This is a genomic window from Pseudomonas sp. B10 (assembly GCF_900156235.1).
GTDB lineage: Bacteria > Pseudomonadota > Gammaproteobacteria > Pseudomonadales > Pseudomonadaceae > Aquipseudomonas > Aquipseudomonas siliginis.
The window spans coordinates 3,385,041-3,401,715 of record NZ_LT707063.1; the positions used below are offsets into that span (position 1 = coordinate 3,385,041).

The window sequence follows — 16,675 nt, forward strand, 5'->3', positions numbered from 1 at the left end:
CGTGTGCTCCCTGTTCGAATGTCATCCGTTACGCCCGAAGTCGCAGACGTTGCAGCCAGGACGAAGTGGCGCCCAAGGCGTCACGCAATTGTTGGGCAGTGATGGTGCGTTCTGCCGGGTTGAAGCTCAGCGCGGTTCGCAGCGCGTGCCAGCCGTGCTGGGGTAGATTCGCTGGGGCGCGCAGCTCGCGCTCCAGATGCTCGTCGCGGGCCTGGGTCGAGGGTAAGCGGCGGAACGGGTGTTTGCCGCCCGCCAGTTCATAGATCACGCAGGCCACGCCGTACACGTCCGCGCTGGCCGACAACGGTTGGCCCTCAAGCAGTTCGGGGGCGGCGTAGCCCGGGGTCCAGGCGTTGAAGCGCTCGCGGCTCAGGTGCGGCAGGCCGGGCAAGATGCCCTCCTCTGCCTGCCCCAGACCGAAGTCGAACAGGCGCAGGCCGTCTTCGCTGAGCATGACGTTGCTCGGTTTCAGATCACCGTGCAGCACGCCGCGACGGTGGGCGTAGGCCAACGTGTCGAGCAGCGGCAGGACGATGTCACGCAATTCTTGCCACGGCAGGCCGAGGGGCCGCTCGCAGAGCAATTTGTCCAGGGTCAGGCCACGCATGTATTCCATGGTGATGAAGGCCCGCTGGCAGTCGGTGTCGACTTCAAAGGTGTGCGCACGCACGACGTTGTCGTGGCGCAGGCGTCGGGTCAGGGCGAACTCGCTGTAGAGCAAGGCACTGGCATCCGGCGATTCGGCAAATTCTTCGCTGAGGATTTTCAGCGCAATGTAAGGGTCGGGATCGCCGAACTGCTCATGCAGCAGATCTCGCGCCCGGTAAACGGCGCCCATGCCACCGGCCCCGAGCAGACGCTCGAGGTGGTAGCGACCGGCGAGTACATCCGGCAGCGCACCGATGCTGGCCTTGGTCGGCGCCAGCAGCGGTTCGGCCTTGTTGCCCTTGGCGAAGGCGAAGTAGGTCAGGTTGTTGGCCTGCTCTTCGCTGATCAGCAGGTCATCGATGGGCGATTCGAGTTCACTCATTGGCGGATCACCACGGCAGTCAGGTTGTCCCGCGCGGCGCCACGCAGAGCTCCGTCGAACAAACGTTCCAGCGCCACGTGCGGCGCGCTGAGGCTGAGGGCGTTGCCGAGGGCATCGCTGCTCAGGCCCTGATACAAACCATCGCTGCAGAGCAAAAACACATCGCCCGGATAGACCTCGAGTTCAAGCACATCCAGGGTCAGTGTTTCGGCGGCACCGACCGCTCGGGTCAATGCCTGAGCCGCCGGGTGCGCTGCCGCCTGTTCGACGCTCATTTGCTGCTCGTCGATCAGTTGCTGTTGCAGCGAATGGTCCTTGGACAGCTGATACAACCGCTGCCCGCGCCACATATAGCAACGGCTGTCACCGGCCCAGATGCAGGCCGCGCGATTGCCTTCCACCAGCAGCGCGACGACGGTGCTGCCCATGATGCTGTCGTGACGCCCGGCAGTGACCGTCAACTCCTGCCCCAAGCGCCGGTTCAGCCAGTGCAGGCACTGGCGGATGGCTTTGAGACGTTCGTCGAAGTCCTCGTGTTGCGGCAACTCAGCCAGGCTGGCGACGATCAACTGGCTGGCGATGTCGCCACCCTGATGACCGCCCATGCCGTCCGCGACCACCCACAGCCCATGCTGCGGCGAGTCGAGGAAGGCATCTTCGTTGCGCGCCCGCACCTTGCCCGGGTCGGTACGCGCCGCGCTGCGCCAGGGACTGGCCACCAGCATCAGAGCTGCACCGGCATACGGAAGGTGCGCAGTACGCCCATGTCGAACGGGTTCGGCGTGCGCTGGCTGGTCAGCAGGTAGTTGGCGCGCAGGCCACCCACGTCGGCTTTCAGTACCAGCACGTCACGACCGTTCAGGTACTCGGTCTGCATCAGGTCGAACAAACGGAACAGCGACCATGGGCCGGAGTTCTTCTCGATCCCGATCGGACGCCCGGCCATCTTGTCCATGACCAGACTGGTGCGACCGTCTTCAGCATCGGTCGGCCACTTGAAGGTCATCGGCAGGATCGGGCCGTGACGGTATTCCATGGTCTTGTCGCCGAACTTGAATTCGGAGCGGCTGACCGCCGGGTCGAGGGTGTACGGCTCAAGCTTGAACTGCACGGTCGGCTCGGCCGGGTTGATCGAGAAGAAGCTCTGGCGAATGGTCTGCGCCGCCGCCATCTGATCGAGGTAGACCTTCGATACCGGCAGGCTGTGACCGTCGACGCTGCGCATGCGGTAGTTCCCCGGATCGCCGCTGACGAACGGCCGCATGTAGCTGTCGAAGAAGCGGTCGACGGTACCTTGCGCACGGAAGAACTCACGGAAGTCGCTGATCGCCACGTCGCTGGTGCTGCTGGCGCTGAACGGATAACGCTTGCTGATGGTCTTGCCATACACGCTGTACAGCTCGTTCTGATAACGGCCGTTCAGGTATTGATAGGCATCGTTGAGCACCAGGCGCCACGAGTCTTCGGCCAGCACGTTGAACCACACGCTCAGCGGACGCGGCAGACGACCGGAGGCATTGCGCAGGTTGGTCAGCGCATCACGCTGGCCGCTCATGCGCGTCTTGGCCATCTCGAATGCGGCTTGCTCCGGCGTGCTGGAACGGGCCAGACCGGCCAGTTGCAGTTGCAGGTCGTTGAGCGCGCTGAACGCTGGCGTCAGGTCAGCGCCCGGGCCGTTGTTGTCATCGAGCAGACGATGCAGCGGTTCGAAGCGGCGTTGCAGGGATTTCTTCGCGGTGTCCGGCAGATTCTTCGCCACGTTCAGCGCCGAAGCCTTGTCGGCGGCAGCCGCGGCGAGTTTGCCGACCTTGCCCAGTTTGCCTTTCTGCCCGGCCAGCGCATCGGCGGCTTCGCCGGCTTCATCGACCGGATCAGCCGCGGCTTCGAAGCGAGTGTTTTCACGCACTTCGGTGAGCAATGCGAGGACCGGCGAGTTGGCCGACGTCAGGCCCGCCAGTTGCTCGGCGCCTTCGCCAGCGTCGCTGATTGGTGGCAACGCGACCTGGCCAACGGCTTCGCTCCAGTAGTTGGCGTAGTCGCGGAAGTACAGCTGCTCAAGCTCGACCATCAGGCGACGCAAGTCCATGTCGCTGATGCCCGCGCCTTCGCCCAGCACCCAGTTGTCGCGCAGGATGTCGGTGACCAGCGCGGCGCCCTGCACCGAGAAATACTGCTGATAACCCTGCTGGGTGTAGAAACCCGGGATCACGTATTCAGTGCCGATGAACAACGAACCTTGCGGGCCGAGGTGCTGGCTGAAGCGGTAGTCCGGCAGGTTGCGCGCCTGCTCGCGGAGCATGCGGTAAACCACATTGGCCAGCGATTCGCTGCGCAGGACCTGACGCGCCTGCGTCACCAACTGATCGTTCAGCGGGTAGATGAACGGCTGCTTGAGCAAGCGCTCAAGGTGCGTGTTCAGACCGTTCTGCACCGCGGTGTTGCCGGTGTAGCGCTGCGACCAGTCAGTGGCGACCCAGTCCTTGAGCCACGCCGCGTCGCGACGATCCTTCATGTTCAGCATCAGGTACGCGCGCAGGCTGTTGAGCAGGCGATCGCGGTCCTTCATGTTGGCGCGGATCTGCCCTTCGAGCATGGTTGCGACCCGTGGCAGCAACTGCGCTTCAAGCTCACGCTCGTAGGCGGTTTTCACCACCGGGTTGATCTCTTCGCCCTGATACAGGCCGCCACGCTCGTGGTACGAGACGTCGCCCTTGCTCGGGAACACCTGGGTCGCGGCGTAGCTGGTGTCGAGCACTTTCAGCACGCCCATGGCGTCATCACGCGGCGTGACGGCCGAGCGTTGCTGGGTCCAGTTCTGCGCCAGCGTGCGCAGATTTTCCAGACGCTCATAGTTGGCCGAGAAACCACCGGCCCAGAGCATGCCGAACAGTGCCAGCGCCGCCAGAGCGCCGACGTACAGCGCACGCTGGCCCCAATGAATGCGGCTGCGCTCGCGCTTGTCCAGACCGGCCAGATCGGCCTCGGGGAAAATCACTTGGCTGAGCAAGTGGTGGATGAATCGCGAACGACCGCTGCGCAGAGTCGGCAGCACGCCGGCGTTCATGCCCAGGCTGGCGCCGATGCCGGCGGTGGTCGAATCCATTTCCTGGGTCAGGTGCGGCGCGCTGGTCAGGTAGAAGCCGCGCAGTTGCGTGGCGCGCTGATAGCGGTTGCCGGTGAACGCCATGTCGACGAACAGGCACAGACGCTCGCCGATCTGCCCCAACTGATGCGGGAAGTCGAGGATGCGGCCACGGCGCTGAGTGTCGCGCTCGGAGTGCATGCGCATGATCACTTGGCTGTTGAGGCGGCGCAGCAGCTCTTCGAACTCGTTGCGCAGGACCGTGACGTCGGTGCCGACCTGATCCTTGCGGAAACTGGTGCCGAGCACCTGATCACTTTCTTCGCGGGTCAGTTGATCGAAGAATTCGTCGAAGCCGAGCAGCTTGTCAGCCTTGCTCAGGACCAGATACACCGGCACGTCGACGTGGAGTTTCTGGTGCACGTCCTGCAGACGGCTGCGCACCTGGCGTGCGAGAGTCTCGATGTCCTGCTCGCTGCCGCCGGTGAGGGTTTCCACCGGAATGGTCACCAGCACACCGTTCAACGGACGGCCGCGACGACGCTTGCGCAGCAGCTCCAGCAGGGTTGTCCAGGCGTTGCCGTCGACTTCCGCGTCCGGTTGAGTGGTGTAGCGCCCGGCGGTGTCGATCAGTACACCGTGGTCGGCGAAATACCAGTCGCAATGACGGGTGCCGAGGGTGTCGCGGGTCAGCTTGCGGTCGATCTTGTTGATCGGGAATTCCAGACCGGAGAAGTCCAGCAGGCTGGTTTTGCCCGAGGCCTGCGGACCGATCAGCAGGTACCACGGCAAGTCACTGCGCCAGCGCTCGCTGCGACCGCGATACAGGCTCGACGTCTTAAGGGTTTTCAGCGCGTCCTTGAAACGCGCCTTCAACTCTTTCTGTTCTTCGTCGATCAGCTCTTCGCGGCGAATGCGGTCCTGACCGTCCTCGCTTTCCTCCTCGGCCTTCTTGCGGATACCCGCGCGCCAGCTGACGAAGACCATGGTCAGGCCCCAGATCAGGAACAGCACGCTGATGGTCAGCAGGCGCGAGGTCGCGCTTTCCCAGAACTTGTAATCATCGACCGCCAACAACGGGCCGACGAACCACACCAGCAGCGCCACGAACAGCACCAGCAGCAGAGTCCAGACCCAGGTCTGGCGCAGGAAAGCGCCGACTTTCTTGAAAAACTTTTTCATCACACGTCCCTGTTTTACGGCTGCGCCTGCGGTTGCACCGCGGCTGGATCAAGCGGCTGATAAGGATGCAGAACGGTGTCGCGTTGTTCGCTCAGGACCCAGGCGAAGCCCGAATACATCACCACCAGGCAGACCAGAGTAAAGAGCACCACCATCCACGCCGGCACGATGCGCACCAGGTTGCGGCGCTGGTCGTTGAGGCCTTCCCAGTGCGGCGACAACTCGCGCGGCACGTCGCCACGCAACTGACGGATCTGCCGGTACAAGGCGTCGCGGATGCCTTCAAGCTCAAGCATGCCGCGTGCCTGTACGCGGTACTTGCCCTCGAAACCGAGGGACAGGCACAGGTACATCAGTTCGAGCATCGGCAGGTGCTTGACCGGGTTTTTCGACAGCCGATCGAGCAGCTGGAAAAACTTCTCGCCGCCGAAGGTTTCGTTGTGGAAGCTGCTCAGCAGGCTCATCTGCGACCACTCGCTTTCGTTGCCCCACGGCGTGGTCACGACGGCTTCGTCGACCACGGTGCAGAGCACGTAACGCGCGGCCATTACCTGGCTGCTTTCGGCGCCGTTGTGCAGGGCGCGCACTTCAAACAATTTCAGCCCGGCAGTCAGCCGCTCATTCAGCGCATACAGGTCTTCGCGGGTTTCGCTGTGCTTGAGGCGCACCACTTCCGAGAGCAGGTCGGACGAGGCCGCGACCAGCGAGTTGAGGCTGATGTTGAACGCCTCCGCCGGACGCAGGCGCGCGGCGTAGATCATGCGTTCTTCCAGTTGCTCGAAACGCGGCGGCGCGGCGAAGTCGGTCAGCGGACTCGATGCCGGTCCGTGGCCCTGACGGTCGAGCAGGACGGTTTTGTCGTCCTGGTTGTAATCCGTTTCCTTGATCATGTCGGTCAGTTCCTGATGGCCCAGAATTTCAGTTCAAGCTCGGCGAATTCGCCGGACACGTGGAACGCGAAACCGCCGGAGCGTTCGAGTTGTGCCAGGTCTTCGGAACTGAGTTCGAGGATGAAATAGGTTTTGTTCGAGTGGAACGCGATCTGCCGCGGGGCCACCGGCAACGGTTTGACCTTGATCCCCGGCAAGTGCAGGTTGACCAGTTGGCGGATGCGCTCCACCGGGCCGACCTTGAGGTGCTGCGGCAAACGCTGACGCAGTTCTTCGGAGTCGCAGTTGGCACTGGCTGCCAGCACGAACGAGGCCGAGCCGAGCAGTTTGTGATCGTGCAACGGCGAGACGATGATGCCGTACTGACGCGCCTGCAGGATCAGTTCGATGGCGTGCTGTTCGAGTACCATCGACAGCACCTGACGGATCGCTTCCATCAGTTTGCGGAAGCTTGCGCCCTGATCGGCGTGGGAATAGCGGCTGTCCAGACGCGGGCGTTTGCTCTCGCCGGAGAAGGTCGCCAGATCGCCGAGCATGGTCAGCAGCGTGCGATACAACTCTTCCGGGTGCACTTGTTCCAGACCGAGGTAATGGCGCAGCAGCAGTTCGGTACGGTTGATCAGTTGCAGCATCATGAAGTCGCCGACTTCAGCGCCGCCGACCTTGCCATTGGAGCGAATCCGCTCGGCAATCGTGTCGCCACGGTGGCTGAGCATACTGATGACTTCTTTCAGGCACGACAGCAGGTAGCTGGAGGCGTGGGCCTGAATGTAGGTCGGGACGAAATCCGGGTCGAGGCTGATCACGCCGTCGGGCGTGGTGTCGAGCACGTCGCAGATTTTCAGCTTCACATAGGCCTGATCGCTCTGCTGCTCGCCGAGCAACAGTTTGAAGTCCGGACGACCGCAGCTGACCTGGCTGGCGGAATCGTCGCCGGCGTTGGAGTCGGCGACTTCCGCGTCATACGCGGTGTAGCGCGCGAGCACGTCGGATTGCTCCGGGCGCCGGGCCTCGATGTGGTTGCCGGTGACCAGCGGCAGCGCCAGATAGATCGGCGTGTTGCCGGTGTTCGGCGGCACGTCCAGCGCCAGCGGCTCGGTGTTGCCACCGAGTTCGAACAGGCTGCCGTCCGGCAGAATCCCCGAGGCTTCACTGATCACCAGTTTGCCCATGTTGAGGAACTGCAAGTCGATTTCCAGATTGAGAAAACCCCAGGTATAGCCACCGAGCAATTGCGTGCGGGTTTTCATCTGGTGATCGTAGTAACGATCGTTGTGCTGGAAGTGCTGCGGTCGCAGCAGCATGCCTTCCTGCCAAATGACTTTATGGGTGTTCATGATCAGTCATCCGCCTTGGCGAGCACTTGTTGGGTATTGCGGATACCGGCCTGATCGAGGGTCAGATCAGCCTCGGTGAGTTCCAGCGGAGTGATCTGCACGGTGTGGCGCCACTGGGTATCCGGCAGGTCGCGATAGGCAGCAAGGATGCCCACGTAACGGCTGCCCTCCTCCACGCTGAGTTTCAGTTCCACGGTTTCACCCGGGCGCAGTTCGAGTTCTTCGCTGGCCACCAGATCCGGGTTGAGGGATTCCTTGGCGCGCTCGTAGAGGCTGAAGAAATCAGCGTTCTCGAAGGTCACCGGGTGCTTGAGTTCGAACAGGCGCACGACGATCGGCGACGGCCGACCATTGAGGTCCGGGTTGAGCTGATCGCTGCCAGTCAGCTTGAGGTTGATCTTGGTCACTTTCGAGTACGGCGACAGCGACGAGCAACCGGCAAGCAGCACCAGCACGGTGAGCGCAGTCAGCGTCTTGAAAAAAGCGGTCGAGCGGCGAGACATGCGCATCATCCTTGGTGGTCGGTGTGGAGGGTGGAGATCAGGCGGATCTGTTCTTCGTAGGCCTGGGCGAAGTCGCGGGCCAGCAGACGCTCGCTCCAGTCATCGTCCTGACGCAGTGCCTGGTGATAGCGGCCGAACGCTCTCCAGCGCCCGCCCGACGTGGCGATCAACGGCTTGCTGTCGCGCTCGAAACGCAGGGTCAGTTGCTCCGGCGAGAAGTGCTCCAGCGTGCCACGCACAGCGGCGCGACTGGCGGTCAGCAGAGCCACTTGGTGCGCCTGCAAATCACGGAATGCACGGGAGATCGCTTGCTCGGCGGGCAGATGGCCAGGCTTGCTTGGCTGCAACAGAATCTGCAGTGCTTCGCTCGGATCAACGGCGAATTTCAGCGGGTTCTTGTTGGTGCCTTGCACGGTGGTCTGCGCCAGACGCAGTTCGTTTTTCAGCTCGGAGCGGGTACGCAGGCTCTGCTGCAAACCGCCGATGCTCTGGCGCAGCAGCCGCGCAGCGTTCAGCGCCAGCGCTTCGCGTTCGTCGTGGCTGAGGCCTTTGACGTCGACACCCAGCGCCGCGCCGAAGTGCTCCCAGAAACCTTCGCTCTGACGCTCGACGGCTTTCGGTGCAGGCGCCGGCTCAGGTTCGACCGGGGCGGCAATCAGCTCCGGGACCATCAGGCTTTCCATGTCGATGCGCGCGTAGTCGGCACGTTGACGGGAGTCTTCCGGCTTGGCGGTAGGCGACAGCAGTTCGTCGATTTCCGAGTACACGCGCTCTTGCTGTTCGAGGGCGTTGAGCGGGTCGAGGTCAAGAAACGCGTCGTCCGGAATGATGCTGCCAGCGGCGCGCGGACGGCCGACTTCGCCGTCGAAGGTCGCCGGGTCACGAACCAGCCGCGCACGGATCTCGAAGTCGCCGAGAATGTAGGTGCTGCCGTGCTCGATGCGCACCGGTTCGCCCTTGTGCAGGCGTGCGCCGCTGCTGCCGTCCTGGACACCGTTGCTGCTGGTATCGGTAAGGAAGAACGAGCCCTCGCGGTAGCTGACAATCGCGTGGTGATTGGACAGGTGACGCTTGCGGTCAGGGATGATCCAGTCGCAGTCCTCGCCGCGCCCGATCACGCCACCGGCCTGCTTGAAGGTCCGCTGGCACAGCTCGGTGGGCACGAACTGCTTGGTGTTCAGCATTTCGAAAACCAATTCCATGTTTGATGCTCCTTGCGGTCACTTGCCGCGATTGACCGCTTGCGGATCACCCAACGGGCGATAGTCGTTGTCGTTGAATTTGTAATTGCCGCTACAGCCGCCAAGGCCGCATAGAACGACGAGGGTCAGCAGGACAGCGTGCCAGTGACGAACAGACATCAGAGGGTCTCCAGGTGTAGACAAAGCACAAAGCGCCGACCCTTGCGGGCGGCGCTGAAATAAGTTTTTGAGGTGGGCTCGAAGCCTCTAGATCGGGGCCTTGCGCCATAGCCTGGAGGTACGGCGACCTCCCGTGGCGAGGGGACTTGTCCCCGTTGGGGTGCGCAGCGCCCCCATAACCTGCCAGCGCGATTTCTCAGTGAAACCGTATGTACCGGACTGCGACTGCTGCGCAGCCGGACGGGGATAAATCCCCTCTCCACAGGGTATGTGTTGGGTTCGAAGAAGTGCTGTAGCTCAACCATCAAAGTCACCCAAATTGATATTCAGGCGCCCGAGGCGGTACAGCAGCGTGCGCCGTGGCAGGCCCAGTTCGCGGGCGGCGAGGGTCTGGTTGCCGTCGTTCTTGCGCAGGCAATCGAGCAGCAAAGTGCGCTCGACCTGCTCCAGGCGTTCGCGCAGATTCAGGCCGCTGTTGTCCTCGGGCATCGCTTCCAGGCGCAGGGAAAAATGCTCGGCGAGCAACTCGCCGCCCTCGCAGAGCAACACCGCGCGCTCGACCAGTGCCTTGAGTTCGCGAACGTTGCCGGGGAATGTGTAGCCGCACAGATGCTCCAGCGCCGAGTCCGACCAGCGCACCGGATCACGCTGCAAAAACGTGCAGGTCTTCTCGGCGAAATGCCGGGCCAGATCGAGGATGTCGCCTTCGCGCTGACGCAGGGCCGGGAGCTCGATCGGAAATTGTGCGAGGCGGTAGTACAAGTCCTCGCGGAACTTGCCTTCGCTGACCAGCGCCGCCAGATCACGGTGCGTCGCGGCGATGATGCGCACGTCGATCTTGTGCGTGTCGTTGGAACCCAGCGGACGAATCTCGCCTTCCTGCAACACGCGCAGAATCTTCGCTTGCAGCGACAACGGCATGTCACCGATTTCGTCGAGCAGCAACGTGCCGCCATTGGCCGCGTCGAACAGCCCGGCACGATCGCGATCGGCACCGGTGAAGGCGCCCTTGCGATAGCCGAACAGTTCGCTTTCCAGCAGGTTTTCCGGGAACGCCGCGCAGTTCTGCACGATGAACGCCTGGGAGCGACGCGGGCCGCAATCGTGAATCGCCCGTGCCACCACCTCCTTGCCGGTGCCGGTCTCGCCACGCAACAGCACGGTGTACGGGCTGTGAAGAATCTTGCTGATCAGCGAATAGGTCTGGCGCATCGCCGCGCTTTTGCCGATCAGGCCGTAGCCGCTGATGCTCGGCACGCTGCGTGTGGCGGTGGCCGATTCGGCCGGCGGCTGACGCAGGCGTTGCAGCAGATGCAGCTGGCCGAGCACAAACGAGCCGAGCTGGCCGAGGGAATCGGCAAAACCCTGCAAGTCAGTGCGACGACGACTGGCACACAGCAACAAGCCCTCAACCGACTTGTGCTGATTGACCAGCGGCACGCACAACAGCGACTGCCACGGCGTGCTCGCCGCCGGCAGAAAACTGGTTTCGTGCAGGCTGCCGGTCAGGTCGTCGAGGCACACCACGCGGTTCTGGCACAGGGCGAATTGCAGCAGTTGTTCACCGTTGTAATCCGCCGGCAGGCTCGCCGCCTGACGCGGTTGCAGCGCGCCGTCGAGGCACTCGGCGTTCATCCCCAGGCAGGTGTGGGTGGCGTCGAGCAGATACAGCTGCGTCAGTTCGCAGCCGCTCAGCTCGGCCAGACCACGGACGAATTCACCCAGCAGCGCAGCACTGTCCGCCGCGCGCGAAAGACTGGCGAACTGCGCCAGCAACGCTTCGGCATAGACCAGTGGCTGCGGCACTTGAGTGAACATCACGCCCACCTCAGACGAACTCGCAGGTCACGCTGGAGTTGCCGTCGAGCGTGGCATGCACACGCTTGAGGCTTTCGCCGGTCGCCATCGCATCGAGCAGACGATCGGCCACCAACGGCAGCACGTGTTGATCGAGCAGATGATCGATCAGGCGCGCACCGCTTTCGCTTTGCGTGCAACGCTCGGACAGGTGATCGACGAGGTTCTGGCACCAGCTGAAGTCCAGCTGACGACGGTTCAGGCGCTCGCCGAGACGGCCGAGTTTGATTTCGATCAGCTCGCGCAGCACCGGCCCGCCCACCGGGTAGTACGGCACCACTTTCATCCGCGCCAGCAGCGCCGGTTTGAAGTGTTTGCTGAGCACCGGGCGAATGGTTTCTTCGAGCACTTCAGCGGTCGGCCGCGCGCCGTCTTCGCAGAGTTCGCTGATCTTGTCGCTGCCAAGGTTCGAGGTCATCAGGATCAACGTATTGCGGAAGTCGATCTCGCGACCTTCGCCGTCGTTGGCCACGCCTTTGTCGAAGATTTGGTAGAACAGGTTGAGCACGTCCGGATCGGCCTTCTCGACTTCATCGAGCAGCACCACCGAGTACGGCTTCTGGCGTACCGCTTCGGTGAGCATGCCGCCCTCGCCGTAACCGACGTAGCCCGGTGGCGCGCCGATCAGACGCGAGACGGTGTGCTTCTCCTGGAACTCGGACATGTTGATGGTGGTGATGAAGCGGTCGCCGCCGTACAGCAGGTCCGCCAGTGCCAGCGCGGTTTCGGTCTTGCCGACGCCGCTCGGGCCGACCAGCAGGAACACACCGACCGGTGCATCAGGCTTGTTCAGACCGGCAGCGGTGGCGCGCATCGAACGATCCAGCGCGTGCACGGCTTGTTCCTGGCCACGGATGCGCGTGCGCAGATCGGTGGCGAAACTGGCGACCTTGGCGTTGTGCTCGCGGGCCAGTTGCGCCAGCGGCACACCGGTCCAGGCGCTGATCACTTCGGCGACCAGACGCGGGCACACTTCGAAGCTGACCAGACGTTCTTTGACTTGCGCAGCGGTCAACGCGGCGTGGGTTTCATGCAATTGGGCTTCCAGCGCTTCGACGCTCTGGCCTTCTTCGACTTCGGCGACCACGGTTTCAATCACGGTGCCTTCGGCGTCTTCTTCCACGCTGACGGTCGGCTCGACGGCTGCGGCTTCGCGGGCCTTGGCCAGTTGCTGACGCAGTTCCAGCAGACGCTCGGCCAATTCTTTTTGCTCAGTCCACAAGGTCTCGAGCGCAACCATCTCGCTTTCGGCTTCGTCCAGACGCGCTTCCAGTGCTTCCAGCGCTTCGTGGTCGATCAGCAGACCGGCCTCGGCATCGCGGCGCAGAGCCTGACGCTGACGGCCGCCTTCAGCCAGTTCGCCACGCAGGCGCTCCAGACTTTCCGGGGCCGCAGCGAGGCTGATGCGCACGCGGGCGCACGCGGTGTCGAGGACGTCGACGGCCTTGTCCGGCAGTTGCCGACCGGCCAGGTAACGCGCGGACAATTCAGCAGCGGACACCACCGCGTCATCGCGCAGGTAGATGCCGTGGCTCTTCTCGTAGACCTGAGCCAGACCACGCAGAATGGTCACTGCTTCGCTGACAGTCGGTTCGTGCAGTTGCACGGGCTGGAAACGACGGGCCAGCGCCGGGTCTTTCTCGAAGTATTTCTTGTACTCGGCCCAGGTCGTCGCGGCGATGGTGCGCAGTTCGCCACGGGCCAGCGCCGGTTTCAGCAGGTTGGCCGCGTCGGAACCGCCAGCGTTGCCGCCAGCACCGATCAGCGTGTGGGCTTCGTCGATGAACAGGATGATTGGTTTCGGCGAGGCTTTGACTTCGTCGATCACGCCTTTCAAACGGCGCTCGAATTCACCTTTGACGCTGGCGCCGGCCTGCAACAGGCCCATGTCCAGCGAGAGTAATTCAACGCCTTTGAGCACCTGCGGCACTTCACCGGCAGCGATGCGCGAGGCGAGGCCTTCGACGATGGCGGTCTTACCGACACCGGCCTCACCGACGACGATCGGGTTGTTCTTGCGGCGACGGGCGAGGATGTCGACCATCTGCCGGATCGCGCCGTCACGGCACAGCACCGGGTCGAGTTTGCCGTCGCGGGCCTGTTGGGTCAGGTTGTGGGTGAAACGCTGCAACAGCGATTCGCCCTGCGCCGCCGGTTTGCCGTTAGCCGCCGGTTGCTCTTGTTGCGACAGGGCAAATTCTTTCAGGCGATCGATGTTCAGCTTGGCGAGCAGCGGCTGATAACGGCTGCCGGCATAACGCATCGGGTTGCGCAGCAACGCCAGGATCAGCGCGGCGTCTTCGACCTGGGTCTGGCCCAGCTCGAGGTTGGCCACCAGCAGCGCGTCTTGCAGCCATTGCACCAGTTCCGGGGCGAACACCGGGTTGCGCGAAGCGCTGTGCTCGACCCGCGACTGCAATGCAGCGGTCAGTTCACCGGCGTCGACGTCAGCATCTTGCAGCGCGCGCGACAGCAAGCCGTTCGGGCGCTCGAGCAAGCCCAGCAGCAAGTCTTCGACGAGGATCTTGCTGCCGCCACGGGCGACGCAACGCTCGGCCGAACGTTCCAGATCACGACGGGTTTCGGCGTCCAGCGCCTGGATGAGTTGTTGCAGGTCTACGTTGATCATGGCTCACGTCCTTAATGAATTTTGCTGCCCAGGGTCACCACGCCGTCCGCTTTTTCGCGGCCCAGCCAACTGGTCCAACCGAGGCGACAGGCGTTCTGCTCACCGATGCGCAGTTCGCGGATTTCTTCCTGGCGCAGGACCAGGCGAATGTCGTAATCGAGCGGGTCACGCAAGGTGAACCGCACCAGCGCGCAAAGCGGCTGGTAACCGAAACCGATCGGCAGGAATTCATGGAATCGCTGCCAGTCGAGTTCGGTGATGTGAATGCGGAATTTGCCACTGCGATCGCGCACGTGTTCGCCCAGCACCAGGTCTTCGCCGAGTACGCTGTTGGCGCGGCCCAAACGATTGCGCTGCTCGTCGAGAATTTCCACGCGGCGCTCGATGCACTGCTCGATGACCAGGTCTTCGTGCTTGAAGTAGTAACGCAGCACGGCTTCGATCAGCGCCGCCGAGTGCGCCCGCAAGCTGAGCAGACCGAGGTACGGCAGCAGGCGTTTCCAGTTGAGTTCCTTGGCCTTGCGGATCTCGTCGCCACCCAGGCCGATCAGCGCAAAAAGTTGCGCCGAGAACGGGTCGATCGCGCCGCTCTGGAAGCTCGCGCGGTAGCGGTACTTGCGCCAGATCGGCAGCATCAGTCGTTGCAGGCGATGGTGGAACAGGTCGAGGAAATTGCGCGTCGGGTTGCCGTCCTCGCTGTCGCCCAGGGCTTGTTCGCCATAGAACGCCGGCAGCGGCGAACCGGAGCCGACCAGGCCGATCAGGTTGAAGCGCATGCGCGCGCGCATCTTGCCGTGTTCTTCGAAAAACTCGACGCGATCGACGTCGCTGCGCGGAAAGCCCAGGCTCGGGTTGGCCTGGAACTCGACCTGGTCGTACAGATCGTCTTCGCTCAGATGCGGGTGTGCCTCGCGCAGCCGGTCGATCACCAGCAGCACGGCCTGAAACAGCGAGTACTCGCGTATTACCTTGGTCAGCCCGCTTAAAGCAGGGGCTGCAGGCCCATACGTGGTGTCCATTGGTACACCTCTCCCTGTGTGCTTTTTACCCGCAGCTCATGGAATGAATTGAGACTGGCGTAAAGCGCGAAAAACTCGTTGAGAACCGAAGCGAAGACGAACAGGTCGCCTTCGCCGATATAGCCTTCCGGGTCGATGGTCAGTTCGGTGCGCAAACCGCGCACCGGCAGGCCGCGATGCAGTCGGTCGACGTGGTGATGCTTGATGTGCTTGAGGCCGCCCAGCAGGCGCTTGCTGACCTTCTCCGCGTGCTGGTCGTAGTAGCGCGGCAGGTCGTAGGTTTCCAGAATCACCTTCAACGCATTGACGTCGGCCAGCGACAGATAGTTAAGCGACATGTTGCTGATCAGCTTCCACAGGAAGTCACGGTTCAGCGGCGGCGCGAAACTCGGAGTGGCCGGGGTGATGTTGCGGAAACTGAGGAATTCCGGGGTCTGCTCGCTGGCCATGCAGATGTCGCCGAGCTTGAGCTTTTTCGGCAGGTTCTGGTTGGTGCACATCAGCTCGATCGACAGGGTTTCGTGGGCTTCGGTGTGGCGGATGCCGAAGCTCAGGTAAGTGTCGAGGCCGTCATGCAACAAGGACGAACGCTGGCGAATGCTGTAGTGCGGACGGCTGTTGGGCACGTCGAAACTCGGGTCGTGCTCGAAGGATTCGAACGGCACGTACTCCTGATAACCGAGACCGCCGGGCTTCCAGCCAGTGACGGTCTCCACCGAGAACACGCCGCAGTTTTCCAGGTCGTATTCCGCCGGCAGCAACAGGTACTCATCCTGCTTGCCATCGAGACGGATCGGCAGCGCGTCGTGCTCGAACAGATTGACGATCGGCGTGCAGAACAGCTTCACGTTATCAAGCGTCGGGCGCATGCGCATGATGCCGCTCTTGCGAATGTCGAAACGCAATTCGAGGCCGCGCATCTGCTTGAGGGTGTCTTCCGGCAGCGCCTTGAGAATGTCCAGACCGTTGACGTCGACGAACAGGAACTTGTCCTGGAAGGCGAAATATTCCTGCAAGTAGCGATAGCCACGGAAGGTGTTCAGCGGATACGGGATCAACGCTTCTTCTTCGGCAAAGCCCACCGGTTTCACCCGGTCGCCGGGAATCTTGAACGCCATCGGCTTGCCGCTGACGCCATCAATCGGCTTGCCGGCGCCGTCGAGCGGGATCAGTTCGATGCCGTCGAGGTTGCGCAGCAGGCTCAGGTAGAGCATCTGGCTGATGTAGCGCTCACCGGCAAAGTGCAGGCGCAACTTGCTCAGCTCCAGTTCGCCGAGGTGCCCGTCAGCGCTCATTTCCAGGCGCAGGCTCAGCAGCGAGCCGTCGCCCTTGACCGAGTAATTCAGCGCGGCCAGATCCAGCGGCAGCACTTCGGTCGGGTAGCAGGTGCGGAAGCGGCAGCGCACGTCTTCTATCGGCTTGCTCTCGATCGGCGTATCGCGCTCGACCAGCAGCGCCGGCCCGGAACGCTTGAGCGGATCAAACTGCAAAATGCTGAACGCCGGCAGCGGGCGCATGTAGTTCGGCCACAGCAACTGCATCAGCGAATGGCTGAGCTCCGGCAGTTCGTCATCGAGCTTCTGGCGCAGGCGCCCGGTGAGGAATGCAAAGCCTTCGAGCAACCGCTCTACATCCGGATCCCGCCCGGCCTGCCCCAGATACGGCGCCAGCGCCGGACTACGCTCGGCGAAACGGCGACCGAGCTGGCGCAGTGCGGTGAGTTCGCTTTGGTAGTAGTGGTTAAAGGACACGGTGTACCTGCCTGGTAGTGGAACTCATTTAAAA

12 protein-coding genes are annotated in these 16,675 nt (G+C 62.8%); all 12 read right to left on the reverse strand.

Going from position 1 to position 16,675, the window contains the following annotated elements; all coding sequences use genetic code 11:
* Window positions 1-28: 28 nt before the first annotated feature.
* Window positions 29-1,030, reverse strand: a complete 1,002-nt coding sequence (locus tag BXA01_RS15435; RefSeq protein ID WP_076564573.1) for a serine/threonine-protein kinase — start codon at window positions 1,028-1,030, stop codon at window positions 29-31.
* Entirely contained in the window at window positions 1,027-1,755 is a 729-nt protein-coding gene (locus BXA01_RS15440) for a PP2C family protein-serine/threonine phosphatase (RefSeq protein ID WP_042608097.1), read from the reverse strand. Before BXA01_RS15440 ends, BXA01_RS15435 begins: the two co-directional genes overlap by 4 nt.
* Entirely contained in the window at window positions 1,755-5,294 is a 3,540-nt protein-coding gene (tssM, locus tag BXA01_RS15445; protein ID WP_016772512.1) for a type VI secretion system membrane subunit TssM, read from the reverse strand. Before tssM ends, BXA01_RS15440 begins: the two co-directional genes overlap by 1 nt.
* Window positions 5,295-5,308: 14 nt before the next feature.
* Window positions 5,309-6,184 carry a type IVB secretion system protein IcmH/DotU gene (gene icmH, locus BXA01_RS15450; protein ID WP_016772511.1) on the reverse strand — a complete coding sequence of 292 codons (876 nt, stop codon included), beginning with the start codon at window positions 6,182-6,184 and terminating at the stop codon, window positions 5,309-5,311.
* A gap of 5 nt (window positions 6,185-6,189) precedes the next feature.
* Window positions 6,190-7,521 carry a type VI secretion system baseplate subunit TssK gene (gene tssK / locus BXA01_RS15455; RefSeq protein ID WP_016772510.1) on the reverse strand — a complete coding sequence of 444 codons (1,332 nt, stop codon included), beginning with the start codon at window positions 7,519-7,521 and terminating at the stop codon, window positions 6,190-6,192.
* A gap of 2 nt (window positions 7,522-7,523) precedes the next feature.
* Window positions 7,524-8,024 (reverse strand): type VI secretion system lipoprotein TssJ, encoded by a 501-nt coding sequence (gene tssJ / locus BXA01_RS15460; RefSeq protein ID WP_016772509.1) that lies wholly within the window; start codon window positions 8,022-8,024, stop codon window positions 7,524-7,526.
* A gap of 5 nt (window positions 8,025-8,029) precedes the next feature.
* A complete protein-coding gene (tagH, locus tag BXA01_RS15465; protein WP_016772508.1) occupies window positions 8,030-9,226 on the reverse strand; it encodes a type VI secretion system-associated FHA domain protein TagH in 1,197 nt (398 codons plus the stop codon).
* An 18-nt stretch (window positions 9,227-9,244) separates the two neighbouring features.
* Window positions 9,245-9,385, reverse strand: coding sequence for a hypothetical protein (locus tag BXA01_RS15470; RefSeq protein WP_003229566.1), 141 nt, complete (start codon window positions 9,383-9,385; stop codon window positions 9,245-9,247).
* A 297-nt stretch (window positions 9,386-9,682) separates the two neighbouring features.
* Window positions 9,683-11,203 carry a sigma-54 interaction domain-containing protein gene (locus tag BXA01_RS15475; protein ID WP_076564575.1) on the reverse strand — a complete coding sequence of 507 codons (1,521 nt, stop codon included), beginning with the start codon at window positions 11,201-11,203 and terminating at the stop codon, window positions 9,683-9,685.
* Window positions 11,204-11,213: 10 nt separating this feature from the next.
* The gene (tssH, locus tag BXA01_RS15480; RefSeq protein ID WP_076564577.1) at window positions 11,214-13,871 is read right to left on the reverse strand and encodes a type VI secretion system ATPase TssH; all 2,658 of its coding nucleotides are present in this window, start codon (window positions 13,869-13,871) and stop codon (window positions 11,214-11,216) included.
* 11 nt (window positions 13,872-13,882) lie between these two features.
* Window positions 13,883-14,890, reverse strand: a complete 1,008-nt coding sequence (tssG, locus tag BXA01_RS15485) for a type VI secretion system baseplate subunit TssG (RefSeq protein ID WP_056790879.1) — start codon at window positions 14,888-14,890, stop codon at window positions 13,883-13,885.
* The gene (tssF, locus tag BXA01_RS15490; protein WP_024014825.1) at window positions 14,854-16,641 is read right to left on the reverse strand and encodes a type VI secretion system baseplate subunit TssF; all 1,788 of its coding nucleotides are present in this window, start codon (window positions 16,639-16,641) and stop codon (window positions 14,854-14,856) included. The genes tssG and tssF overlap by 37 nt, the downstream gene beginning before the upstream one ends.
* Window positions 16,642-16,675 lie beyond the last annotated feature (34 nt).